Annotated in this window: 23 protein-coding genes; 16 read left to right on the top strand and 7 right to left on the bottom strand. The window is 72.5% G+C overall.

Going from position 1 to position 23,320, the window contains the following annotated elements:
• Nucleotides 1–2: 2 nt before the first annotated feature.
• Genes ACIBST_RS06140 through ACIBST_RS06115 form a run of 6 tightly spaced genes read left to right on the top strand, consistent with a single transcriptional unit; the run spans nucleotide 3 to nucleotide 6,299 of the window.
• Nucleotides 3–827 (top strand): carbohydrate ABC transporter permease, encoded by an 825-nt coding sequence (locus tag ACIBST_RS06140; protein WP_397170696.1) that lies wholly within the window; start codon nucleotides 3–5, stop codon nucleotides 825–827.
• On the top strand, nucleotides 824–1,825 hold the full coding sequence (locus tag ACIBST_RS06135) for a hydroxyacid dehydrogenase (RefSeq protein WP_397169542.1): 1,002 nt from the start codon (nucleotides 824–826) through the stop codon (nucleotides 1,823–1,825). The genes ACIBST_RS06140 and ACIBST_RS06135 overlap by 4 nt, the downstream gene beginning before the upstream one ends.
• 60 nt (nucleotides 1,826–1,885) lie before the next feature.
• Nucleotides 1,886–3,967, top strand: coding sequence for a right-handed parallel beta-helix repeat-containing protein (locus ACIBST_RS06130; RefSeq protein ID WP_397169540.1), 2,082 nt, complete (start codon nucleotides 1,886–1,888; stop codon nucleotides 3,965–3,967).
• 4 nt (nucleotides 3,968–3,971) lie between these two features.
• On the top strand, nucleotides 3,972–4,754 hold the full coding sequence (locus ACIBST_RS06125) for a hypothetical protein (RefSeq protein ID WP_397169539.1): 783 nt from the start codon (nucleotides 3,972–3,974) through the stop codon (nucleotides 4,752–4,754).
• A gap of 58 nt (nucleotides 4,755–4,812) precedes the next feature.
• Nucleotides 4,813–5,571: a hypothetical protein gene (locus ACIBST_RS06120; protein WP_397169538.1), complete on the top strand. Its 759-nt coding sequence runs from the start codon at nucleotides 4,813–4,815 to the stop codon at nucleotides 5,569–5,571.
• Nucleotides 5,572–5,606: 35 nt separating this feature from the next.
• Nucleotides 5,607–6,299: a hypothetical protein gene (locus ACIBST_RS06115; RefSeq protein ID WP_397169536.1), complete on the top strand. Its 693-nt coding sequence runs from the start codon at nucleotides 5,607–5,609 to the stop codon at nucleotides 6,297–6,299.
• Here the strand turns inward: ACIBST_RS06115 and ACIBST_RS06110 are convergent.
• Both ACIBST_RS06110 and ACIBST_RS06105 read right to left on the bottom strand, forming a co-directional pair.
• Nucleotides 6,266–7,075: an SGNH/GDSL hydrolase family protein gene (locus tag ACIBST_RS06110; protein ID WP_397169534.1), complete on the bottom strand. Its 810-nt coding sequence runs from the start codon at nucleotides 7,073–7,075 to the stop codon at nucleotides 6,266–6,268. The genes ACIBST_RS06115 and ACIBST_RS06110 overlap by 34 nt on opposite strands.
• Entirely contained in the window at nucleotides 7,072–7,647 is a 576-nt protein-coding gene (locus ACIBST_RS06105; RefSeq protein WP_397169532.1) for a PadR family transcriptional regulator, read from the bottom strand. Before ACIBST_RS06105 ends, ACIBST_RS06110 begins: the two co-directional genes overlap by 4 nt.
• Nucleotides 7,648–7,873: 226 nt before the next feature.
• Here ACIBST_RS06105 and ACIBST_RS06100 point away from each other — a divergent pair, with 226 nt between their 5' ends.
• The 3 genes from ACIBST_RS06100 (at nucleotide 7,874) to ACIBST_RS06090 (ending at nucleotide 12,390) form a co-directional block, all read left to right on the top strand.
• Nucleotides 7,874–9,583 carry an ABC transporter ATP-binding protein gene (locus ACIBST_RS06100; RefSeq protein WP_397169530.1) on the top strand — a complete coding sequence of 570 codons (1,710 nt, stop codon included), beginning with the start codon at nucleotides 7,874–7,876 and terminating at the stop codon, nucleotides 9,581–9,583.
• A 255-nt stretch (nucleotides 9,584–9,838) separates the two neighbouring features.
• Nucleotides 9,839–11,488 carry a urocanate hydratase gene (gene hutU, locus ACIBST_RS06095; RefSeq protein WP_397169529.1) on the top strand — a complete coding sequence of 550 codons (1,650 nt, stop codon included), beginning with the start codon at nucleotides 9,839–9,841 and terminating at the stop codon, nucleotides 11,486–11,488.
• 68 nt (nucleotides 11,489–11,556) lie between these two features.
• Nucleotides 11,557–12,390: a MurR/RpiR family transcriptional regulator gene (locus ACIBST_RS06090; protein WP_397169528.1), complete on the top strand. Its 834-nt coding sequence runs from the start codon at nucleotides 11,557–11,559 to the stop codon at nucleotides 12,388–12,390.
• Here ACIBST_RS06090 and ACIBST_RS06085 read toward each other — a convergent pair.
• Genes ACIBST_RS06085 through ACIBST_RS06075 form a run of 3 tightly spaced genes read right to left on the bottom strand, consistent with a single transcriptional unit; the run spans nucleotide 12,370 to nucleotide 14,611 of the window.
• Nucleotides 12,370–13,119 (bottom strand): ABC transporter permease, encoded by a 750-nt coding sequence (locus ACIBST_RS06085; protein WP_397169527.1) that lies wholly within the window; start codon nucleotides 13,117–13,119, stop codon nucleotides 12,370–12,372. The two genes, ACIBST_RS06090 and ACIBST_RS06085, sit on opposite strands and share 21 nt — an antisense overlap.
• Nucleotides 13,116–14,066, bottom strand: a complete 951-nt coding sequence (locus ACIBST_RS06080; protein WP_397170694.1) for an ATP-binding cassette domain-containing protein — start codon at nucleotides 14,064–14,066, stop codon at nucleotides 13,116–13,118. The genes ACIBST_RS06085 and ACIBST_RS06080 overlap by 4 nt, the downstream gene beginning before the upstream one ends.
• A gap of 11 nt (nucleotides 14,067–14,077) precedes the next feature.
• Entirely contained in the window at nucleotides 14,078–14,611 is a 534-nt protein-coding gene (locus ACIBST_RS06075) for a PadR family transcriptional regulator (protein ID WP_397169525.1), read from the bottom strand.
• Between the two features lie 55 nt (nucleotides 14,612–14,666).
• Between ACIBST_RS06075 and ACIBST_RS06070 the strand changes: the two genes are divergently transcribed.
• From ACIBST_RS06070 to ACIBST_RS06050, 5 genes are all read left to right on the top strand, one after another.
• Entirely contained in the window at nucleotides 14,667–15,353 is a 687-nt protein-coding gene (locus tag ACIBST_RS06070; protein ID WP_397169523.1) for an SDR family oxidoreductase, read from the top strand.
• A 33-nt stretch (nucleotides 15,354–15,386) separates the two neighbouring features.
• Complete coding sequence (locus tag ACIBST_RS06065; RefSeq protein WP_397169522.1) at nucleotides 15,387–16,556, top strand: allantoate amidohydrolase; 1,170 nt, start codon at nucleotides 15,387–15,389, stop codon at nucleotides 16,554–16,556.
• A complete protein-coding gene (locus ACIBST_RS06060; protein WP_397169520.1) occupies nucleotides 16,547–17,869 on the top strand; it encodes a formimidoylglutamate deiminase in 1,323 nt (440 codons plus the stop codon). The genes ACIBST_RS06065 and ACIBST_RS06060 overlap by 10 nt, the downstream gene beginning before the upstream one ends.
• Entirely contained in the window at nucleotides 17,866–19,011 is a 1,146-nt protein-coding gene (gene hutI / locus ACIBST_RS06055) for an imidazolonepropionase (RefSeq protein ID WP_397169519.1), read from the top strand. Before ACIBST_RS06060 ends, hutI begins: the two co-directional genes overlap by 4 nt.
• Before the next feature lie 106 nt (nucleotides 19,012–19,117).
• Nucleotides 19,118–20,059: a sigma-70 family RNA polymerase sigma factor gene (locus ACIBST_RS06050; protein WP_352350215.1), complete on the top strand. Its 942-nt coding sequence runs from the start codon at nucleotides 19,118–19,120 to the stop codon at nucleotides 20,057–20,059.
• Nucleotides 20,060–20,176: 117 nt separating this feature from the next.
• Here the strand turns inward: ACIBST_RS06050 and ACIBST_RS06045 are convergent, their stop codons facing one another.
• A complete protein-coding gene (locus tag ACIBST_RS06045; RefSeq protein ID WP_397169517.1) occupies nucleotides 20,177–20,743 on the bottom strand; it encodes a TetR/AcrR family transcriptional regulator in 567 nt (188 codons plus the stop codon).
• A 79-nt stretch (nucleotides 20,744–20,822) separates the two neighbouring features.
• On the opposite strand from ACIBST_RS06045, the gene ACIBST_RS06040 reads away from it, so the two are divergent.
• Both ACIBST_RS06040 and ACIBST_RS06035 read left to right on the top strand, forming a co-directional pair.
• Complete coding sequence (locus ACIBST_RS06040; RefSeq protein ID WP_397169515.1) at nucleotides 20,823–21,626, top strand: alpha/beta fold hydrolase; 804 nt, start codon at nucleotides 20,823–20,825, stop codon at nucleotides 21,624–21,626.
• 10 nt (nucleotides 21,627–21,636) lie between these two features.
• Complete coding sequence (locus tag ACIBST_RS06035) at nucleotides 21,637–22,401, top strand: MOSC domain-containing protein (RefSeq protein ID WP_397169513.1); 765 nt, start codon at nucleotides 21,637–21,639, stop codon at nucleotides 22,399–22,401.
• Here the strand turns inward: ACIBST_RS06035 and ACIBST_RS06030 are convergent.
• Nucleotides 22,385–23,305: an ABC transporter substrate-binding protein gene (locus ACIBST_RS06030; RefSeq protein WP_397169511.1), complete on the bottom strand. Its 921-nt coding sequence runs from the start codon at nucleotides 23,303–23,305 to the stop codon at nucleotides 22,385–22,387. The genes ACIBST_RS06035 and ACIBST_RS06030 overlap by 17 nt on opposite strands.
• Nucleotides 23,306–23,320 lie beyond the last annotated feature (15 nt).

Raw genomic sequence — 23,320 nt, 5'->3', positions numbered from 1 at the left:
GGATGTCCCGCGCCACGGTCAACGTGCTGCTGATCATCTCCGCGCTCTACACGCTGCTGCCGCTGACGTGGCTGCTGTTCGCCTCCACCAAGTCGCTGTCCGACCTGTACTCGACGCCCGGCTTCTCCTTCGCCGGCTTCAACCTGTTCGAGAACATCAGGGCGGTCGCGCAGGAGGGCGACGGCGTCTTCTTCCGCTGGTACCTCAACAGCGTCCTGTACGCCGGGGTCGGCGCGGCGGTCAGCTCGTTCGTCACCGTGATGTGCGGCTATGCCTTCGACAAGTACTCCTGGTTCGCCAAGGAGAAGATGTTCGGGCTGGTGCTGCTCGGCGTCCTGGTGCCGACCACCGCCACCGCCGTGCCGCTCTACCTGCTGGCCTCGAAGGTCGGCGTGGTGAACACGTTCTGGTCGGTGTTCGTGCCGGTGCTGGTCCATCCGTTCGGCGTCTACCTGGCGCGGGTGCTCTCCTCCGGGTACGTGCCCGGCGAGGTGCTGGAGGCGGCCAGGTCAGACGGGGCCGGCGAGCTGCGCACGTTCGCGTCCGTGGCGCTGCCCATGCTGCTGCCCGCGTACGTGACGATCTTCCTGTTCCAGTTCACCGCGATCTGGAACAACTTCTTCCTGCCCCTGGTCATGCTGAGCGACCAGCGGCTCTACCCGCTCAGCCTCGGCCTGTACGGCTGGGAGAAGCAGGGCAACGCCTTCCCCGAGTTCCACAGCCTCGTGATCACCGGGTCGCTGCTGTCCGTGGTGCCCCTGCTGCTGGTGTTCGTGTCCCTGCAGCGGTTCTGGAAGGCCGGGATGACGGCGGGCAGCGTCAAGTGAACGAGCTCTCGGGGGAGAACATGAACAAGCCGGTGACGGTCGTCGCCATGGCCGCCGAGGTCGCCGGGCGCATGCTCACCGGCGAGGTGCGGGCCCGGCTGGCCCGGGTGGCCGACGTGCGGGCCGAGGTCGCCGCGTTCGGCGACGCCGACCTGTCGGAGGCCGAGGTGCTGTTCACCTCGTGGGGGTGCCCGCCGGTGACCGCCGAGGTGCTGGCCCGCGCGCCCCGGCTGCGGGCGATCGTGCACGCGGCCGGCTCGGTCAAGCACCACGTCACCGACGCCTGCTGGGAGCGCGGCATCGTGGTCTCCTCGGCCGCCTCGGCCAACGCCGAGCCGGTGGCCGAGTTCACCCTCGCTGCGATCCTGTTCGCGAACAAGCGGGTGATCGACATCGCCCGCGCCTACCGGGCACGGCGGGCCAACGACGACTGGGACGCCCGCTTCCCCGGCTTCGGCAACTACCGGCGGGTCGTCGGCGTCGTCGGGGCCTCCAGGATCGGGCGGCGGGTGATCGAGCTGCTGCGGCCGTTCGACTTCGAGGTGCTGGTCAGCGATCCGTACCTGGCCGAGGACCTGGGGGCGCGCCCGGTCGGGCTGGACGAGCTGGTCGCCCGCTCCGACGTGGTCAGCCTGCACGCGCCCGACCTGCCCGAGACCCGCCACCTGATCGACGCGGCCCGGCTGGCCGCCATGCGCGACGGCGCCACGCTGATCAACACGGCCAGGGCCGCCCTGGTCGACCAGGACGCGCTCATCGCCGAGCTGACCTCAGGACGGCTGTACGCGGTGCTCGACCACACCGAGCCGGAGTTCCTGCCCGCCGGGTCGCCCCTGTACGACCTGCCGAACGTGCTCGTCACGCCGCACGTCGCCGGTTCGCTGGGCGGCGAGCTGGCCAGGATGGCCGACCTCGCGCTCGACGAGCTGTCCCGGCACGCCCAGGGCCTGCCCTTCGAGCACGGCGTCGAGCCCGACACGCTGTCCCGGTCCGCCTGAAGCCCTCTGAACCGCTCTGAACTGCTCAGAGTTCGCCTGAAACACCCCCGGAGAGTAAACATGCGCCTTCAGTTAGTCGCGGCCCTGGTCGTGGCGGCCGGACTGGTCGCCACCCCCGCGCAAGCGGCCGCCGCCCGGAACTTCTTCGTCGACTGCCAGGCGCCGGACGGAGGCTCGGGGCGCAACGCCGCCGGGCCGCTGAACAGCCTGGCGGACGTCAACGCCATCACCTTCCGCGAGAAGGACACGATCAAGTTCAGGGCGGGGACCGTCTGCGCCGGCCGGCTCGAACCCGTCGGCTCCGGCACGGCCGCGCACCCCGTCGTCTTCACCTCCTACGGCGAGGGTCCCAAGCCGATCATCCAGGGCGACGGCGGCGAGTGGGCCGTGCACCTGGTGGACAACAGCTACCTGACGCTGGAGAAGCTGCACATCACCAACCCGGCGGCCACCACGGCCAAGCGGACCGGCGTGCAGTACAACTCCACCACCCCCGAGCCGAAGGCCGGGCTGGTCCTGCGGGACCTGGAGATCTCCGACGTCGCCGGCTGGGGCAACAAGACCGGGGCGAACGGCTCCTGGTTCTCCTACTCGGCGGGCATCAGCATCCAGGCGCTGCCCGAGGGCAAGGTCGGCTACCTCGACGGCATCACGATCACCGGCAACTACGTGCACGACACGGGCGGCGGCGGCATCAAGATCAGCCGTAAGGGCACCGACTACCACCGGAACGTGCTCATCGCCCGCAACACCATCCGCGCGGTCGGCGGCGACGGCATCGTGGTGCACGCCTCGGACCGGCCGCTGGTGGAGCAGAATCTGTTCGACGAGGGCGGTGCCGGGAAATACCCGTACGTAGACGGAAATTTCGCGGGAATGTGGCCGATCAACTCTGTTGACCCGGTGTTTCAGTTCAACGAGGTGACCCGGCAGCGGCCCACCATCTTCGACTCCACCGCCTGGGACTGCGACGGCGGCATCAAGGGCTCGTGCGTCTACCAGTACAACTACTCGCACGACAACGCGGGCGGCTTCTACCTCGGCTGCCAGAGCTGCACCGAGTTCCCCAACTACAAGGCCACCGCCATCCTGCGGTTCAACATCGCCCAGGACGACTGCCGCATCGCGGGCAACGCCTCCGGCGACAACACCAGCCCGCTGTGGCTGTACAACAACACGTTCTTCTGCCCGTCGCAGAAGCTGGACGTGGCCGTGCCCACCGGCAACTCGAAGATCGTCAACAACATCTTCTACGCGCCGTCCGGCACGCTGCCGGCGGCCCCCGGCATCGGCTACGACTCCAACGTCTACCACGGCGGCGTGGCCGTACCGGCGGCCGACGCCCGCGCGGTGACGGCCGACCCCGGGCTCGCCGCCCCCGGCACCGCCGACGGCGCCACCGACGTGGACGGCTACAAGCTGCTCGAAGGCTCGCCCGCGCTGGCCTCCGGCGCGCTCGTGGACGGCCTCGGCGACCGCGACTACTTCGGCAACCAGGTCGCCGGGACGGTCTCGCGCGGGGCCTACAACGGGCCCGCCGCCGCGCCGGTCGTGGCCGGCTCGGTCGAGGAGGCCTACAACAACGTCGCGGTCAGCTCCGACCTCAACCCCAACGTCGGCGGCTTCTCCACCAGCGGCCGCAGCTACTCCGGCCAGGCGCTGGAGAAGGCGGGCCTGACGCCGGGCCGGACCGTGAACGTGCTCGGCGCCGACTTCGTCTGGCACCGGCGCCCGTACGGCATGACCGACAACGTCAAGGCCGCCGGGCAGACGGTCGCGCTGCCGGGGCAGGGCGCCAAGCTGGTCCTGCTCGGAGCCGGTGGCCTGAAGGCGCGCGAGGGCGTCTTCAAGATCACCTACACCGACGGGACGACCGAGGACAAGACCGTCAGGTTCGGCGACCAGTGGGACGCGACCGCGCCCGCCGGCGGCGTCCTCGTGGCCCGCGCCGACTACCACAACATGACGCAGACCAGCTACAAGAACCCGGCCACCGGGCAGACGCGCGAGTCGGGCGTGTCGGTGTTCGGCTACGCGGTGCCGCTCGACGCCTCCAGGACGGTCGCCACGGTGACCTTCCCGGCGGGCAGCCCGCTGGCGAACGCCGGGTTCCACGTCTTCGACATGAAGATCGCGAGCTGACGCCGTGACGAGCACCCCGGCCACCGGCCGGCCGCGCCGGGCGTCCGGCCCGCGTCCGAGGTTCCCGGCGCGCGGGCGGGTCGTGTGGGCGGCTCTCGCCCTGGCCGGGGTGCTCGCCGGCGGGCTCGCCGCCGGCGTCGCGGTGGCCGGTGAGCAGGCCGGGGGCGGCGTTCCCGCGCGGACGGCGTCCGCGGGCGTGGCCGAGGTGCTCGGGATGCGTCCCGGGGACACGGTCGTCACGTTCGAGGGGGAGCCGGTGAGCGGGGCCGAGGTGCTCAGGGCGGCCGAGACCGTGCGCGCCGAGGTGATCTCCGAGTTCGCCGCCCAGGGGCTCGGCCCCGGTTTCTGGGACCGTCCCCGCGAGGGCGTCACCCCGGCGCGGCGGCTCAGGGAGCGGGCGGTGCGGGCCGCCGTGCTGGACAAGGCGCGGCGGATCTGGGCCCGCGAGGCGGGCCTGCTCGCCGACGTCAGCGAGCAGGGGTTCCAGCGCGAGCTGGCCGCCGAGAACGCCCGCCGCGCGCAGGCCGCGCGCTCGGGCCGCCCGATCCCGGGCGTGCCCTCCTACGACCAGTACACCTACGCGCGGGTGCGGGCCGCCGAGCTGGACTCGGCGCTCGGCAAGCTGCACGCGGCCACCCTCGACCTGTCCGAACGCCGCCTGCGCGACCGGTACGCCCGCACCGCAGCCCCCGGCGCGCCCCCTTTCGACCAGGTACGCGACAACATCAGGCGGCAACTCGTCATCGAGGGCTACGAACGGGCCCTCCGGGCGAGAGCCGCCTCATGAGCCGCCCGGCAGCGGACATACAAGGCTGTTCCGGCTCGTACCATCGACTTCTAAGGTCATGGGGAACTGGTTCCAGAGCAACATCGTCACCACAGGACGGCTGCCGCTGTTCTGTTACTTCGTCACGCTCATCGTGGCGTTCATCGCCACCCGCATCAACGTCCGCCTGATCAGGGCCAAGGTCGGCTGGTTCCGCAACGTGAACGTGGGCGAGATGCACATCCACCACGTCGTGTTCGGCGTCGTGCTCATGCTCATCGGCGGCGTGACCGGGCTCATCGTCAACGGCGCCGCGCAGGCCGGGCAGGTGGTCGCCGCCTGCGTGTTCGGCGTCGGCTCCGCGCTCGTGCTGGACGAGTTCGCGCTGATCCTGCACCTGCACGACGTCTACTGGGAGGAGGAGGGGCGCACCTCGGTGGACGCGGTCTTCATCGCCGTCGCCGTGACCGGCCTGCTCCTCATCGGCCTGCGCCCGCTGACCTGGGACTACGGCACGCCGGTCAACCCGGCGGTGCTGATCGTGGGCAACCTCGCGCTGGCGGTGGTCACGCTGCTCAAGGGCAAGATCTGGACCGGGATGGCGGGGCTGTTCCTGCCTTTGCTGCTCGTGGTGGGCGCCGTGCGCCTGGCCCGTCCCGGTTCGCCGTGGGCCCGCTGGTTCTTCCGCGGCGGACGCTCGCCCCGCAAGCTGGCCACCGCCGTCCACCGTGAGGAACGCTGGCGGCGGCCGGTCATCAGGGCCAAGATCGCCTTCCAGGAGTTCCTGTCGGGGCGGCACGACCTGCCCTCCAGCCGGCGCGGCCGTCGGCATACTTGACCCATGACACCGCTCGCGCCCCCCGTCGCGCTCTGATGCGCTTACCGCCGTTCCCCGAGCGCCTGCTGCGGGCCCTGTCGCCGGCCGGCGAGCGGCACGGGCTGCTGCTGGCCGGCGGCCACGCCCTGCGGGCCCACGGCTTCACCGACCGCCTGGTGGAGGGGCTCGACCTGGTGACCGCCGCCGAACGGCCGCTGCCGTCCGCCGCCGACGACGTCGTGGCCGCGTTGCGCGCCGGCGGGCTGGTCGCGCAGGTCGCCGAGAGCGCCGCGTGGGCGGCCCGCCTGACCGTCACGGACCCGGCCGGCGGGCGCGAGGCCGAGATCGTCCTCACCCGCGAGGCGCTGCGCGAGCCCCCGGTCGTGTGCGACGGCCTGCCGGTGGCGGCCCCGGCGGACGTGATCGGGCTGCGGGTGCGCGACCTGCACGAGAGGGGGCTGCCCGCCGACGTCGCCGACGCGGCCTCGGCGGCCCACGTGTTCTCCTTCCGCGACCTCGAACGCCTGGCCGCCGTCCACCTCGACGACTTCTCGCCGCAGGAGCTGCTCATGCGGCTGGAGTTCGTCGAGCTCATGAGCGACGAACGCTTCGAGGCCCACGGCCTGGACGAACGGCACATCGCGGACATCCGCGCCTTCGCCCGCGAGTGGGCCGAGGACATCAAGCTGCGCAGGGCCGACGACGGCGACGCCGACTACGACGACCCCGACCTGCCCGAGGTCGACTGATCCGGCAGGCCCAGGAGCACCGGCGCGAGCGCCGGGCGCTTGCACACCCGGCCGTCGCCCGACGAGCGGCCCCGCAGGCGCCGGGCGATCCACGGCCCGGCGAACGAGCCCAGCCAGCGGGCCTCGGCCGCCGCCGTACGCAGGCGGCCGGGCGGGGGCAGCACGGGCAGCGGCAGGTTCCAGCTGTCGTCGCTGCCGGGCAGCTCCAGCGCGTACGCCACCGCCGCGGCGAACCTGGCGTGCCCCGCCGGGCTGGCGTGCAGCCGGTCGGAGCTCCACAGCCGCGCGTCGGTCACCGCCGTGTCGGGGAAGGTGTCCACCAGCGTCACGCCGTGCCGGGCGGCGGCCTCGCGCACCCGGGCGTTGAGGTCGAGCACGCGCGGCAGCAGCGGCCTGGCCAGCGGCGCGATCCTGCCGATGTCGGGGAACGTCACCGTCACCACCCGCGCGCCCGCCCCGGTCAGGGCCGCGAACATGTGCTCCAGGTCGGCCGCCACGGCGGCGGCGTCGAAACCGGGACGGATGACGTCGTTCATGCCCGCCATCACCATGGCCAGGTCGGGACGGAGCTCCAGCGCGGCCGGAAGCTGCTCGGCGCGGATCTGGGCGGCCACCCGGCCGCGCACGGCGAGGTTGGCGTAGAGCAGGCCGGGATTGCCGCGGGCCAGGTGCTCGGCCAGCCGGTCGGCCCAGCCGCGGTGGCCGAGGACGTCGTCGCCGTCGCCGAGGCCCTCGGTCTGGCTGTCGCCGAGCGCGACGTAACGGGTGTAGGTCACGGGTTCTCCTCCGGGGTGCGGGCGGCACGCTCGCCGAGCGTCCGGGCGGTGCTCAGGCACCAGTCGCGCATCTCGCGCTCCAGGCGGCAGCCCGCCAGGCAGGACAGGTACGGGCCGACCCGCTCGCCCTCGCGCAGGAACGACTCCTCGTCGCGGTCGCCGCGCAGGCGCAGCAGGGTCTTCTCGAAGAAGGCGAGCTTGGCGGCGGCCTCCCCGGCGCGGTCGAGGAGCTGGGCGATCAGCGGCGCCGGGTCGAGCCGGTCGGCCGCGTGGACCTTGACGGCCAGGTCGTCGCGGAGCAGCAACGGCTTGGCCGGGGCCGCGGCGAAGGCGGCCAGCTCGTCCAGGCCGGCCGGGGTGACGGCGAACAGGCGCTTGTTCGGACGGCCGCGCTGGACCACCTCCCGGCCGGTGACCAGGCCGTCGGCCTCCAGCCTGGTCAGCTCGGCGTAGAGCTGCTGGGGGGCGGCGTACCAGAAGTTGGAGACGCCGACGTCGAAGATCTTGGTGAGCTGGTAGCCGCTGTACTCGCCGTCGAGCAGCGCCGCCAGCACGGCATGCCGCAACGCCATCAGCGACGCTCAAGAACATGACTACTCATGGACATGACTATAGGGCCGCCGCCGATCCCGGTGCCAGGGGGGCGGCGATCACCCGCGCGTCTCCTTCTCAAGGAGGAGGCGTCAACGAAAGTTGACATACTTTGGTCGTCAATCTAAGTTGACCCTGGCGCGGCGGTGCGGATCGTGCTGCGCCGTTCGTTGGGGAATTTCGAGAAATGTCGTGAGAGGAGTCGGGGTGCTCAAAGAGCTGCTGGCCTACATCAGGCCGCACCGGAAAGTCCTGATCGCGGGCGGTCTGCTTGGATTGATCGGCTCGGTGGCGGGGCTGGCGATGCCCCTGCTGGCCAAGTACGTCGTGGACGCCTTCGGCGAGGACCAGTCGCTGGCCGCGCCGCTGTTAGGACTGACCGTGGCGGTGCTCGTCGGAGCCGTCGTCTCGGCCGGGGGCAACTACCTGATGGAACGCACCGGCGAGGGCGTCGTGCTGGGCGCGCGGCGCAGGCTCGTCGACCGGATGCTCCGGCTCAGGGTCGCCGACGTCGACCGGCTCAAGCCCGGCGACCTGATGTCGCGGGTGACGAGTGACACGACGCTGCTGCGCGCGGTGCTGACCAACGGCATCGTGGAGTCGGTCAGCGCGGTCTTCATGCTGGTCGGCGCGATCGTCATGATGGCCACCATGGACGGCGTGCTGCTGCTGGTCACGCTGCTCGTCGTGGTGGTGATCGGCGGCCTGGTCGCGCTCATCATGCCGCGCATCCAGCGGGCGCAGACGCAGGCCCAGGAGGCCGTCGGCGAGATGGGGGCCGTGCTGGACCGGGCGCTGCAGGCGTACCGGACGGTCAAGGCCAGCGGCGCGGAGGAGCGGGAGATCGCGGTCGTCGGGGAGGCGGCCGAGCGCGCCCGCGACCGCGGGCTCCAGGTGGCCGGCTGGACGTCGCTGGCCGGCGTGGCGACCTGGATGGCCGTGCAGATCGCCTTCCTGTGCGTGCTGGCCGTCGGCGGGTCGCGGGTGGCGTCGGGCGTGCTGGAGGTCTCGTCGCTGATCGCGTTCCTGCTCTACCTGTTCTACCTGGTGCCGCCGATCGGGCAGCTCGTCCAGGGCGCCGTCCAGCTCCAGAACGGGCTGGCCGCGATGCGGCGCATCAAGGAGATCGAGGACCTGCCCGGCGAGCCGGTCAGCGCCGCCGTCCCGGCCGCCGCGAGCACGCCGGTGGGCCTGCGCTTCCAGGACGTCGTCTTCCGGTACGGCGACGACCGCCCCGCCGTGCACGACGGCGTCACCTTCGAGGTGCCCGCGGGCGGGCTCACGGCGCTGGTCGGGCCGTCGGGCGCGGGCAAGTCCACGGTGTTCGCCCTGCTCGAACGGTTCTACGAGCACCAGGACGGCCTGATCTCCATCGGCGGCAGGGACATCCGCGACTGGCCGCTCGGCGAGCTGCGGGCCGCGCTCGGCTACGTCGAGCAGGACGCCCCCGTCCTGGCCGGCACGCTGCGCGAGAACCTGCTCTTCGCCGCCCAGGACGCCACCGAGGACGAACTGCGCCGCGCCGTCACCCGCACCCGCCTCGACGACCTGGTCGCCCGGCTGCCCGAAGGGCTCGACACGGCGGTGGGCCACCGCGGCGTGCTGCTGTCCGGCGGCGAGCGGCAGCGGGTCGCCATCGCCAGGGCGCTGCTGCGCAGGCCCAGGCTGCTGCTGCTCGACGAGGCCACGTCCCAGCTCGACGCGGTCAACGAGCTGCGGCTGCGCGAGGTCATCGCCGAGGTGGCGGCCGAGACGACCGTGCTGGTCATCGCCCACCGGCTGTCCACCGTCACGAACGCCGACCGGATCGTGGTGATGGAGGCGGGCGGCGTACGGGCGGTCGGCACCCACGCCGAACTCGTCGCGGGCGACGACCTCTACCGCGAACTCGCCGCCACCCAGTTCCTCACGAGCTAGACGAGGCCAGCGGACCGCTGCCTGCACCGCTGAGCGTCTCCGGGACCGTAGGCGCAGGCTTCGCCTGCCGTCTACGGTGGACCGCTGCGCGTTGGGGACCGTAGGCGCAGGCTTCGCCTGCTGCCTGCGGTGGACCGCTGCGCGTTTGAGGACCGTAGGCGCAGGCTTCGCCTGCTGCCTGCGGTGGACCGCTGGACGCGGTCCACCGTAGTCTTCGGGTGACAAAGGTGAATGTGTTCATTCAGGAGGGTCACCATGAGCCGCAGCGTGCGCGCACCGCGAGGCACCACGATCACCGCGAAGGGGTGGCCGCAGGAGGCGGCGCTCCGCATGCTCCAGAACAACCTGGACCCCGAGGTCGCCGAGCACCCCGAGCAGCTCGTCGTCTACGGCGGCTCCGGCAGGGCCGCCCGCGACTGGCCCTCCTTCGACGCCATGGTCAGGACCCTGACCACGCTGGAGGGCGACGAGACGCTGCTGGTCCAGTCGGGCCGCCCGGTGGGCGTCTTCCGCACCCACGAGTGGGCCCCGCGGGTGCTCATCGCCAACTCCAACCTGGTCCCCGACTGGGCCAACTGGGAGGAGTTCCGCCGCCTGGAGGCCGCCGGCCTCACCATGTACGGCCAGATGACCGCCGGCTCGTGGATCTACATCGGCACCCAGGGCATCCTCCAGGGCACGTACGAGACGTTCGCCGCCGTCGCCGCGAAGCGGTTCGGCGGCTCGCTGGCCGGCACGATCACCCTCACGGCCGGCCTCGGCGGCATGGGCGGCGCCCAGCCGCTGGCCGTCACCATGAACGGCGGCGTCGCGATCTGCATCGACTGCGACCCCCGCTCGGTCACCCGCCGCATCGAGCACCGCTACCTCGACGTGCAGGCGGCCTCCCTGGAGGAGGCGCTGCGGCTGGCCTACGAGGCCCGCGACGCGCGCCGCCCGCTGTCCATCGGCGTCGTGGCCAACGCCGCCGAGGCCCTGCCCGAGCTGCTGGCCGGGGGCGCCGAGATCGACATCGTCACCGACCAGACCTCCGCGCACGACCCGCTGATGTACCTGCCGGTCGGCGTCGCCTTCGAGGACATGGCCGCCGAGCGCGACAAGGACCCGGCCGGCTTCACCGAGCGGGCGCGCACGTCGATGGCCCGGCACGTCGAGGCCATGGTCGGCTTCAAGGACGCCGGGGCCGAGGTGTTCGACTACGGCAACTCCATCCGCGGGGAGGCCCAGCTCGCCGGGTACACGCGGGCCTTCGACTTCCCCGGGTTCGTGCCGGCGTACATCAGGCCGCTGTTCTGCGAGGGCAAGGGCCCGTTCCGGTGGGCCGCGCTGAGCGGCGACCCGGCCGACATCGCCGCGACCGACCGCGCGATCCTGGAGCTGTTCCCCGACAACGAGCCGCTGGCCAGGTGGATCGCGCAGGCCGGCGAGAAGGTGCACTTCCAGGGCCTGCCCGCGCGCATCTGCTGGCTCGGCTACGGCGAGCGCAACGTCGCGGGCGAGCGGTTCAACGACATGGTGGCCTCCGGCGAGCTCCAGGCGCCGATCGTGATCGGCCGCGACCACCTGGACAGCGGGTCGGTGGCCTCCCCCTACCGGGAGACCGAGGCCATGGCCGACGGCTCGGACGCCATCGCCGACTGGCCGCTGCTCAACGCCATGCTCAACACCGCCTCCGGCGCGGCCTGGGTGTCCATCCACCACGGCGGCGGCGTGGGGATCGGCCGGTCCATCCACGCCGGGCAGGTCACGGTCGCCGACGGCACCGCGCTGGCCGGGGAGAAGCTCAACCGCGTCCTCACCAACGACCCGGGCACGGGCGTGATGCGGCACGTCGACGCCGGTTACGAGGAGGCCGCCGAGGTGGCCGAGGCCCGTGGCGTGCGCATCCCCATGCGCGAGTCCTGACCCCGCCGTCGCCGTCCCCCGCGCGGCGCGGGGGATGAGAATGCCGGTGGCGCAGTGTTGGAGGTGGCGTGGCTGACGGATATCACGGTGGGCTCGGCGTGCTGCTCGACGGCCGGAGGTTGTCGCCGGTGCAGCGCAGGATCGCCCACTACCTGGGCGAGCACCTCGACGAGGCGATCTTCCTGTCCAGCGTCGAGCTGGCCGAGCGGGCCGGGGTCAGCCAGCCGTCGGTGACCAGGTTCGCCATGGTGCTCGGCTTCGCCGGCTACCCCGACCTGCGCCAGGCGCTGCGCCCGCTGGTGCTCGGCGGCGGCGTGGTCGCGCCCCAGGAGAGCCTGCTGCGCAACGCCATCGACAGCGAGATCCGCAACCTCGCCGTGGTCCGCGAGCGGCTGGCCGCCCTCCCGCTCAAGGAGCTGGGCGAGCAGCTCGCCGCCACCGAGCCGCTGCCGGTGCTGGGCCTGCGGGTCTCCTGCGGCCTGGCCACCACCTTCGCCTACTACGCCAGGCGCATCCACCCCGACGTGCGCCTGCTCACCCACGGCGGCTCCGAGCTGGTCGAGGGGCTGCACGCGGCACGGCGGGCGGGCGCGGAGTGGGTGGTGGCGGTGGTGCTCCCGCGTTACCCGGCCGAGGTCGTGCAGGCGCTGGAGTACGCCGGGAAGCTCGGCCTGCGCGTCGCCGCCATCACCGACAGACCGGACTTCCCGGCCGAGGTCGTGCTCGACGGCCCGGTCGGGGACCGCCTGGTGTTCGACTCCCACGCGGCCCCTCTGGCCCTCGCCATGGCCCTGGTCGAGGCCATGGCCGACGCCGCCCCGCTGCGTACCAGGGCCAGGCTGGAGGAGTACGAGCGGATGACCGACGAGGCCGGCACGTTCCTACCCGGCGATCCTGCGTAGCGACCGCATCGACCAGATCGTCGTGAGCACCGCGAGCACGATGAACAGCCCGAACGCGATCGGGATCGACGAGTCGCCGAGCCGCCCGGCGAACAGCGCCCGCCCGGCCTCGACCGCGTGGTAGAGCGGGTTGACCGGCGCGATCGCCCGCATCCAGCCGGGCGCGAACGAGATCGGGATGAACAGCCCGGCCAGCAGCATGATCGGCAGCATGAACAGGTTGAGCGTCTGCGACATGCCGTTCTCGTCGCGCACGGTCAGCGCCAGCCCCTGCGACAGCCCCGAGGCGAACAGCCCGGTGGCCGCCATGAGCGCCAGCACCAGCACCAGCTCGACGCCGCCGATCCGCACGCCCATGGCCACGGCCACGACCAGCACCAGGACCGCCTGGCAGACCAGCACGACCATGTCCTTGGCCACCCGCCCGAGCACGATGGCCGGCCGCCAGGCGGGGCTGACGGCGTACCGTTCGAGCGAGCCGTTGCGCAGCTCGGCGATCAGGCCGAACCCGGAGAACAGCGAGCCGAACACGGCGATCATCATCATCGACGCGGGCGTGAACATGCGCAGGGCGTCGACCGTGCTGCGGCCCGGCGTCAGGTCCTTGAGCAGCGGCGCGAACATCAGCAGGTAGAGCACCGGCTGCAGGATGCCGAACAGCGGCCAGACGGGGTTGCTGAAGGACTTCTTCAGCTCGTAGCCGGTGAACAGGGCGATGTGGCGGATCATGCGGCGGCTCCGGTGTCGCGCAAGGACCGGCCGGTCTTGGCCAGGAAGACGTCGTCGAGGGTGGAGCGGTCGAGCGCGATCGAGCGCAGGCCGATGCCCTGCTCCTCAAGGACGCGCAGCAGCGCGGGCAGCGTGTGCTCGCCGTCGTCGACGTAGACGCGCAGGGCGTCCTCGTCCAGGCGGACCTCGCGGGCCAGCGGCCTGAGCGCCTCGGCGGCCCGCTCGGGCTCGGCCAGCCGCAGCGTGACGACGTCGCCGGAGACCTCGCGCTTGAGCTCGCCGGGCGTGCCCTCGGCCACGATGCGTCCGTGGTCGACGATCACCAGCCGGTCGCAGAGGGCGTCGGCCTCGTCGAGGTAGTGGGTGCTGAGCAGCACGCTCGTGCCGGCCTCGCGGAGCTGCCTGATGCGGTCCCAGAGGTTCGCCCGGTTCTGCGGGTCGAGGCCGGTGGTGGGCTCGTCGAGGAAGAGCAGCGGCGGGGCGTGCACCAGCCCCAGCGCGACGGCCACCCGCCGTTTCTGGCCGCCGGAGAGCGTGCGGCCGGGCCGGTCGGCCATCTCGGCGAGGTCGAAGCGGTCGAGCACGTCGGCCGTCGCCTGCCGCGGGTCGGCCACGCCGTGGATCTTCGCGGCCATCATGATCTGGGCGCGGGCGCTCGTGGTGTCCTCCACGCCGCCCGCCTGGCTGACGTAGCCGAGCCGGCGGCGCACGGCCTCCGGCTCCTTGCGCAGGTCGTGGCCGGCGACGACGGCGGTGCCGGAGTCGGGCGTGATCAGCGTGGCCAGCATGCGGATCGTCGTGGTCTTGCCGGCGCCGTTGGGGCCGAGCACGCCGAAGATCTCGCCCTTCTCGACGTCGAGGTCGATGCCGCGCACGGCCTCGACGGTCTGGGAGCCCTTGCGGCTCCTGGTGGTGAACGTCTTGCGTAACTCACGTGCCTCAATGATCATTTTTCTCCTCAGGGCAGTTCGTCCTTCTCGACCCGGCCGATCGCGCCTTCCACCCAGTCGAGCTGGGCTTGGAGCATGGCCTGGGTCAGGCGGAGGTTCTCGTCGAGGTGGCGGGGCTCGCCGTAGCGCTGCTTGGTGCCGTACGCGTGGTCGATGGTCTCGATGTTCAGTCGCAGTTGCCGAATCCTGCCATGCAGGGCGTCGAGAATCTCCTGCTTTTCCATCCGGTGCATGAACGTCAGCGCGACCTGGAAGGGGTCGACGACGGGTCTCACCTCGGACCAGCTGTGCATGAGCAGCCGGTGGAACTCGTAGCGGCCGGCCTCGGTCAGCTCGTAGACGACCTTGCCGCCCTTGCCGGCCTCGACGACCGCGAGCAGCCCCTCGTCGGCCATCTTGCCCAGGCCGTGGTAGATCGAGCCGAAGGCGACGTTGGCCCAGGTGTCGGCGCCCATCATCTCCAGCCGGCGGCGTACGCCGTAGCCGTTCATGGGGCCGTCGAGCAGGGAACCGAGGATCAGGATGCGCGTGGACGCCGACATGTGCTCAAGTTTGTACTCAAATTTGCATAGCCGTCAAGGTCATAAACTCGGCACCATGACTGAACGACCGACCGCGCTGGTCACCGGCGCTTCCCGCGGCGTGGGCGAGGCCGTGGCACGGGCGCTGGGCCCCACGCATCACGTCATCCTCGGCGGCAGGGACGAGTCCGCGCTCGCCAGGCTGGCCGGCGAGCTGCCCGACGCGCGGCCCTGGCCCGTCGAGCTGACCCGGCTCACCGAGGCCGACGTCAGCGGCGTCGAGCGGCTCCACGTGCTCGTGCACAGCGCCGGGATCGCGCTGCTCGGCCGGATCGCCGACCAGCCCGCCGGCAACTGGCGCACGACCATGGAGCTCAACGTCGTCGCGGTCGCCGAGCTGACCCGGCTGCTGCTGCCCGCGCTGCGCCGCGCCCGGGGGCACGTCGTCTGCGTGAACTCCGGGGCGGGGCAGCGGGCCAACCCCGAGTGGGCCTCGTACGCGGCCAGCAAGTTCGCCCTGCGCGCCTTCGCCGACGCGCTGCGCCTGGAGGAGCCCGAGCTGCGGGTCACCACCGTCTACCCGGGCCGGGTGGCCACCGACATGCAGCGCGGCGTACGCGCCCAGGAGGGCGGCGCGTACGAGCCGGACAAGTACCTCACCCCGGAGAGCGTCGCGCGGGCCGTGCTCGCCACGATCAACGCCGGACCCGACGCCCACCTCACCGAACTGACCATCAGACCGAGCGCGGGCCCGGCCAACTGACATGTGAATGAATCCATTCACTACAGTGGACCCATGCTTGAACCACTCGCGCACATAGGACGAGATCCCCGCTCCGGCGGATACGTGAGAGACGCCTGGTCGGCCGCCGACATGGAGCTACGCGGGTGGTTCGCGGGCGAGGCCGCGCGCCGCGGGCTCGACCTGCGGGAAGACCGCAACGGCAACCTCTGGGCCTGGTGGGGCGACCCGTCGCGGCAGCCCGGCGTGGTCACCGGCAGCCACCTCGACTCCGTGCGCCACGGCGGCGCCTACGACGGCCCGCTCGGCGTGGTGTCCGCCTTCGCCGCCCTCGACCTGCTGCGCGAGCGGCAGGTCACGCCGGGCAGGCCCATCGGCGTCGCCTGCTTCACCGACGAGGAGGGGGCCAGGTTCGGCGTGCCGTGCATGGGCTCGCGGCTGCTCACCGGCGCGCTCACGCCGGAGCGCGCGCTCGCGCTCACCGACGACGAGGGCGACGCGCTGGCCGACGTCCTGGCGCGGGCCGGCCGCAAGCCGGAGGCGCTGGGCCGCGACGCCGAGACCCTGGCCACCATCGGCACGTTCGTCGAGCTCCACGTCGAGCAGGGCCGCGGCCTGGTGCACGAGGGCCGCCCGGTGGGCGTGGCCGCCGCCATCTGGCCGCACGGCCGGTGGCGGTTCGACTTCCACGGCAGGGCCGACCACGCGGGCACCACCCGGCTGGCCGACCGCGACGACCCGATGCTGCCCTTCGCCCGCCTGGTGCTGGCCGCCCGCGAGGCGGCCGAGCGGCACGACGTGGTGGCCACGGTCGGCAAGACCCACGTCTCGCCCGGCAACGCCAACGCCGTCCCCGGCCTGGTCACCGCCTGGCTGGACGCCCGAGGCCCGGCCGAGCCCGCGGTCCGCGCCCTGGTCGAGGAGCTCTCCGCGGCGGCCGGCGCCGACGTGCGCGAGGAGTCGTGGACCCCGGAGGTCGCCTTCGGCGCGGCGCTGAGGGACCGGCTGGCCCGCGTGGCGGGCGGCGACACGCCCGCGCCGATCCTGCCGACCGGAGCGGGCCACGACGCCGGAATCCTCGCCACGGCGGGCGTCCCGAGCGCGATGTTGTTCGTACGCAACCCCACCGGCGTGTCCCATTCCCCCGAGGAGCACGCCGACCAGGCAGACTGCCATGCGGGAGTGGTGGCACTCGCGGACGTGCTGGAGGATCTGTGTCGCTGACCTACTGGTGCGAGCAGGCCTGGTTGCCCGACGGGGTCGCCCACGGCGTCCTCATCGAGGTCGAGGGCGCCCGGATCGCCAGGATCGGGCGGGGGGGGCCCGGCTCGGCCGAGCGGCTGCCCGGCCTGACCATCCCCGGCCTGGCCAACGCCCATTCCCACGCCTTCCACCGGGCCCTGCGCGGCGCCACCCAGCGCGGCAAGGGCGACTTCTGGACCTGGCGCGACCAGATGTACGAGGTCGCGGGCAAGCTCGACCCCGACACCTACTTCCAGCTCGCAAGGGCGGTCTACGCCGAGATGGCGCTGGCCGGGGTGACCTGCGTGGGCGAGTTCCACTACCTGCACCACGGCCCCGGCGGCCGCCCGTACGAGGACAGGAACGTGATGAGCCACGCGCTCGTCCAGGCCGCGCGCGAGGCCGGGCTGCGCATCACGCTGCTCGACACCTGCTACCTGTCCGGCGGCATCGGCGTGCCGCTGTCGGGCACCCAGCTCCGCTTCAGCGACGGCAGCGCCGAGGGCTGGGCGGCCAGGGCCGATGAGCTGGCCGCCGCCTACGAGGGCCAGCACGACGTGGAGATCGGGGCCGCCGTCCACTCGGTGCGCGCGGTGCCGCCCGACCAGATGCCGGTGGTGGCCGAGTTCTCCCACCGGCACGCCGCCCCGCTGCACGCGCACGTCTCCGAGCAGCGCGCCGAGAACGCCGCCTGCGCCGAGACGTACGCCGCCACGCCGGTCCAGATCCTGCACGAGCGCGGCGTGCTGGGCCCGCGCTCGACCGCGGTGCACGCCACCCATCTGACCGACTCCGACGTGGAGCTGCTCGGCCAGTCGGGCACGTCCATCTGCATGTGCCCCACGACCGAGCGCGACCTCGCCGACGGCGTCGGCCCGGCCAGGGCGGCGGCCGACCGCGGCACCCCGATCACGCTGGGCTCCGACGGCCACGCCGTGATCGACCTGTTCGAGGAGGCCCGCGCGGTCGAGCTCGACGAGCGGCTGACCAGCGAGCGGCGCGGCCACTGGAGCGCCGCCGACCTGCTCACCGCCGCCACCGGCGCCGGGCACACCTCGCTCGGCTTCGCCGACGCCGGCCGGCTCATCCCCGGGGCCTGGGCCGACCTGGTCTCGGTCCGGCTCGACTCGGTCCGTACGGCGGGCATCGGCGGCCTGGAGGCCGTGGTGTTCGCGGCGACGGCCTCCGACGTGCACTCGGTGGTCTCCGGCGGCCGCAGGGTGGTCGCGCAGGGCCGCCACCAGCTCGGCGACGTCGGGCACATGCTCTCCGAGGCGATAGGAAAGGTGCGATGACCACCACGCTGATCGACGGGATCGGGCTGCTCTACACCGGCGACCCCGAGCGCGAGGAGATCACCGACGCGGCGCTGGTCGTCGAGGACGGCCTGGTGGCCTGGGTCGGCCCCGCCGCCCAGGCGCCCGCCGCCGACGAGCGCCTGCACGCGGGCGGCCGGGCCGTGCTGCCCGGGTTCGTGGACAGCCACGCCCACCTGGTGTTCGCCGGCGACCGTACGGCCGAGTTCCAGGCCCGCATGTCGGGGCAGCCGTACACCGGCGGGGGCATCAGGACGACCGTCGCCGCCACCCGCGCGGCCAGCGACGCCGACCTGGCCACGCACGCCCGCGCCCTGGTGGAGGAGATGCTCGCCCAGGGCACCACCACCGTGGAGATCAAGAGCGGCTACGGGCTGTCCGCCGAGCACGAGCGCCGCTCGCTGGAGATCGCCACCACCCTCACCGACGAGACGACGTACCTGGGCGCGCACGTCGTCCCCGAGGGCGCCGACGCCGACGACTACGTCCGGCTGGTGACGGGCGAGATGCTCGACGCCTGCGCCCCCTACGCCAAGTGGGTGGACGTCTTCTGCGAGCGCGGCGCGTTCGACGGCGACCAGACCAGGGAGATCCTGAACGCCGGGATCAAGGCCGGGCTCCAGCCCCGGGTGCACGCCAACCAGCTCACCGAGGGGCCCGGCGTGCGCATCGCCTGCGAGCTGGGCGCGGCCTCGGCCGACCACTGCACCCACCTGTCGGCGGCCGACGTCGACGCCCTCGCCTCCAGCGGGACGGTCGCGACGCTGCTGCCGGGGGCCGAGTTCTCCACCCGCTCGCCCTATCCCGACGCGCGGCGGCTCATCGACGCGGGCGTCACGGTCGCGCTGGCCACCGACTGCAACCCGGGCTCGTCGTTCACCTCGTCGATGCCGTTCTGCGTGGCGCTGGCGGTGCGTGAGATGGGGATGACGCCGCTGGAGGCGGTGCGCGCGGCCACGTACGGCGGGGCCCGCGCGCTGCGCCGCACGGACGTAGGGTGGCTGCGTCAGGGGGCCCGCGCGGACCTGGTCGTGCTCGACGCCCCCTCCTATGTCCACCTGGCGTACCGGCCCGGTGTTCCCCTTGTCCACCAGGTGTTTCAGGCGGGTCTCCTCCTTTAGGAGGACGTTCAAGACCCTCCCTCTGGCGTAGCTGTTTAGGGAATCTTTGCTTCCGGCCGGACGTTGGCCGGATATAGGACGCAGCTGCGGAACGAGGTGCCAGGGGATGGCAAGGCCTACGGGGAGTCGCACGCAGGAGCAGCACGTCGCTGACCGCGACCTGCTGGGGACGTATCTGGCCGAGATCGGCCGGGTCCCGCTGCTCACGGCGGAGGAAGAGGTGGAGCTCGCCAAGCGGATCGAGGCGGGCCTGTTCGCCGAGCAGCTTCTTGACAGCGGAGGCTCCGAGCCGCGGATCGGGGACGCGGCCGACGAGGAGCTGGAGCGCCTGGCCGTCTCCGGCCAGCGCGCCAAGGACGAGTTCATCCAGGCCAACCTGCGCCTGGTGGTGGCGGTGGCCCGGAAGTACTCGGGCCGGGGGATGCCGCTCATCGACCTGGTCCAGGAGGGGAACCTGGGCCTGGTCCGAGCGGTGGAGAAGTTCGACTACCGCCGGGGGTACAAGTTCTCCACCTACGCGACCTGGTGGATCAGGCAGTCGGTCGGACGGGCCATCCACGAGCAGGCCCGTCCGGTCCGGCTGCCGACGCACGCCGGGGAGCAGATGACCCGGCTGATGCGGGTGCGCCGCGACATGCTGGCCGAGTTCGACGCCGAGCCGACCGACGGCGACCTCGCCGAGATCCTCGACCTGCCGATCGAGCGGGTGCGCGAGCTGCGCCGCTGGGCCTCCGACCCGGTGTCGTTGCAGCTCGGCGTGGGTGACGAGGACGAGACCGAGCTCGGTGACATGATCGCCGACGAGACGTGGGCCGATCCCGAGCAGCAGGCCATCGACATCCTTGAGCGCGAGCGGCTCGACCAGTGGCTCACCGGCCTGGAGGGCGACACCAGCGAGATGCTGCGCTGGCGCTACGGGCTGGTCGACGGGCGCGAGCACACGCTGACCGAGGTGGGGGAGCGCTACGGCATCGGCCGCGACCGCGCCCGCCGCATCGAGCGCGACGCCCTGGCCCGGCTGCGCCGCATGGCCAACGCCGCCGCCTGACCTTTCTCCGCGTTTCCGGCCGCGCCGCCCGGCCTTCCGGGCGGCGCCGCCGTTTCCGGGCAGTCTCCGGACTCCGGGGGCCCGCCACGGCTTGAGGACGCGGGCTCTGAGGGCCCGCTACGGCTTGAGGACGCGGCGCAGGAACTCCTCCACGGCGGCCTCCGCCGTCGCCGTGTCGCCGCCCCTGGCGACCAGCAGGGCGCTCTCGTTGACGGCCGCCAGCAGCATGTGGGCGTGCAGGTCGACGTAGTCGTCGGGCACCGCGCCGGTCGCCTGCAGGGCCGCCTTCAGCATGCCGAAGGAGTACCGCTCCTCCATCGCCCGCCAGCTCTCCCAGCCCAGCACCGCGGGCGCGTCGATGAGCACGATGCGCCGGATCACCGGATCGCCCGCCAGCCTGACCCAGGCCAGCGCGCCCGCCAGCAGCGCCGCCGCCGGGTCGGCGATGCCGCGCACCGCCTTGGCGATCTTGACGCCGATGGCCGACTCCGTGGCCTCCAGCACCGCCTCGAACAGCGCGTCCTTGCCCGCGTAGTGGTGGTAGAGGGCGCCGCGGCTCAGCCCCGACTCCTGGAGCACGGTCTCGATCGACGTGTCGTCGTAGCCCCGCTCGGCGAACAGCCGCGTGGCGATGGCCAGGACCTTGTCGCGGGTGGCCGCGCCGCGCTCCGCCTTGAGGTTCATGCCCTCACTCTAGACAAACCGACCAACGGTCGGTAATTTCCTAGACCGACAGTCGGTCTGTAATTGAGAGGACGCCGGCATGGACGGCATCAACTACGTGGACGTGGGCCAGGGCCCGGTGACCCTGTTCGTGCACGGCGTGGGCACCAGCTCGTACCTGTGGCGCAACGTCATCGCCGAGCTGCGCGACGAGCGCCGCTGCGTGGCCATGGACCTGCCCGCGCACGGCGGCAGCGAGCCGCGCGACGACCTGTCCATCCCCGCGCTGGCCGAGGCCGTGGAGGAGCTGTGCGCCGGGCTCGGCCTGGCGGAGGTGGACCTCGTGGCCAACGACACCGGCGGCGCCGTCGCCCAGGTCTTCGCGGTACGCCACCCCGGACGCCTGCGCTCGCTCACCCTCACCAACTGCGACGTGCACACCAACACCCCGCCGGAGGCGTTCAAGGACACCGTGGAGCTGGCCGCCGGGGGCGAGCTGGCTGGGCTGGTGGCCGCCGTGCTTGACCACCCGGAGTTGCTGGCCGGAACCGCCCTGGGCGCCGGCTACGAGCGCATCGACGACCCCGCCGCGCTGGTGGACGCCTACCTGCGCCCGATCCTGGCCGGGCCGGGCGGCGGACGCGCCTTCGAACGCCTGCTGACCTCGATCGACGCCGCGGACATGGTCGCCATCGAGCCGCAGCTCACCGTGCTCGCCGTGCCGACGCTGGTCGTGTGGGGCACCGGCGACGTGTTCTTCGACGTGAGCTGGGCCCGCTGGCTGCGCGACACGATCCCCGGCGTGCGGGAGGTCGTCGAGATCGAGGGCGGGCGGCTGTTCTTCCCCGACGAGCGGGCCGCCGAGCTGGTCCCTCACCTGCGCCGCTTCTGGGGCCGGGCCTAAGCTCTCGATCATGCATGTCGAGACGTTGCGTCGCTATCCGGTGAAGTCGATGCTGGGCGAGGAGATCGCCGAGAGCGAGGTGACCGAGCGCGGCCTGTCCGGCGACCGGGCCCGGGCGGTGCTCGACGTCGCCACGGGGAAGATCGCGAGCGCCAAGAACCCGCGGCTCTGGCGCGACCTGCTGACCCTCGAAGGCGCCCGCGCGCCGGGCGGCGCGGAGCTGTCGAAGCTGCTCGGCCGCGAGGTGCGGCTGATCGACGTGCCGCCGGAGGGGGCCGAGCTGGAGCGGTCGGTGCCCGAACGGGTGCTGGCCGAGGGCATCGAGGCGGAGGTGCCGTACACGGTGGGCACGCTCGGCGGGGCCGCGCCGGAGGGCACCTTCTTCGACTTCGCGCCGCTGCACCTGATCTCCACCTCGACGATCGAGCGCATCGGCGAGCTCAGCCCGCGCGGGCACGTCGAAGCCCTCCGCTACCGGCCCAACCTGATCATCAGGACGGAGGCGGCGGGCTTCGCCGAGAACGACTGGGTGGGGCGCGAACTGCACGTTGGAGACGAGGTCGTGCTCCAGGTCATCGTGGCCAGCCCGCGCTGCGCGGTGCCGACGCTCGCCCACGGCACGCTCGGCCGCGACGCCGAGGCGCTGCGCGTGCCGGCCCGGCACAACCGGGTCCAGGTGCTGGAGGCCGGGCTCCAGGCGTGCGCGGGCGTCTACGCGCGGGTGCTGCGCCCCGGCCGGATCGCCCGGGGCGACCGGGTCAGGCCAGCGGGCTGAGGTACTTCTCCAGGTCGTCGAGGATCTTGCCGGCGGCGGTGACGCCGATGCCGGTCATCCAGATCTCGTCGTCCACGTCGTGGGCGTGGCCGGCCTTCACCGCGGCGAGGTTCTGCCACAGCGGGCCGCCGGTCACCGTGGCCTGCGACTTGGCGGCGGCCTCGCCGTAGGCGCTGTAGAAGACCACGTCGCCGTCGGCCTTGGCGATGTTCTCCTGGCTCAGCTTGCCGAAGCGCTTGTCGTCCTGGTCGGCCAGGCGCTGGGCCTCGGGCCGCTGGACGCCGGCGTCGCCGACGACGATGCCGCTGAACGACTCGGGGCCGTACATGCGGATCTCGGTGGGCATGAAGCGCACGATGCTCACCGACAGCTTGCCGAACTTCCCGCCCAGCGCCTCGGCCCGCTGCTCGTAGGCCGACAGCAGCCCGGACGCCTGCTCCTTCTTGCCCAGGGCCTCGGCGTCCAGCAGGAAGTTCTCCTTCCAGGTGACGCCCACCTTCTCGGTGAACACGGTCGGCGCGATCTTGGCGAGCTTGTCGTAGAAGGCGGCCTGGCGGAACTTCGAGCCGAGGATGAGGTCCGGCTTGAGGGCCATGATGGCCTCGATGTTGGGCTGCTGGAGCGTGCCGACCGGCTTGGTGGCCGACAGCGCCGAGCCGAGGTACTCCGGCCAGGTCTGGTTCTCGCCCGCCTGGGCCGCGCCGACGGGGGCCATCCCGAGGGAGACCATCGTGTCCAGCTTGTCGGTGTCGAGCACGACGACCCGCTTGGGGGTCATCGGCACCTTGGTCTCGCCCATGGCGTGCTTGACGGTCCGGGTGGGGCCGGCGTCCTCCGTGCCGGTGGAGGTGCCGCAGGCGGCCAGGGCGAGGACGGGGAGCAGGGCCAGAAGCCGGAGACGCATGAGGGATTCCTTGAT

The sequence above is a fragment of the Nonomuraea sp. NPDC049684 genome, from assembly GCF_044465345.1.
In the GTDB taxonomy this organism is placed as follows: domain Bacteria; phylum Actinomycetota; class Actinomycetes; order Streptosporangiales; family Streptosporangiaceae; genus Nonomuraea.
This window is presented reverse-complemented; position numbering and strand designations above follow the sequence as displayed.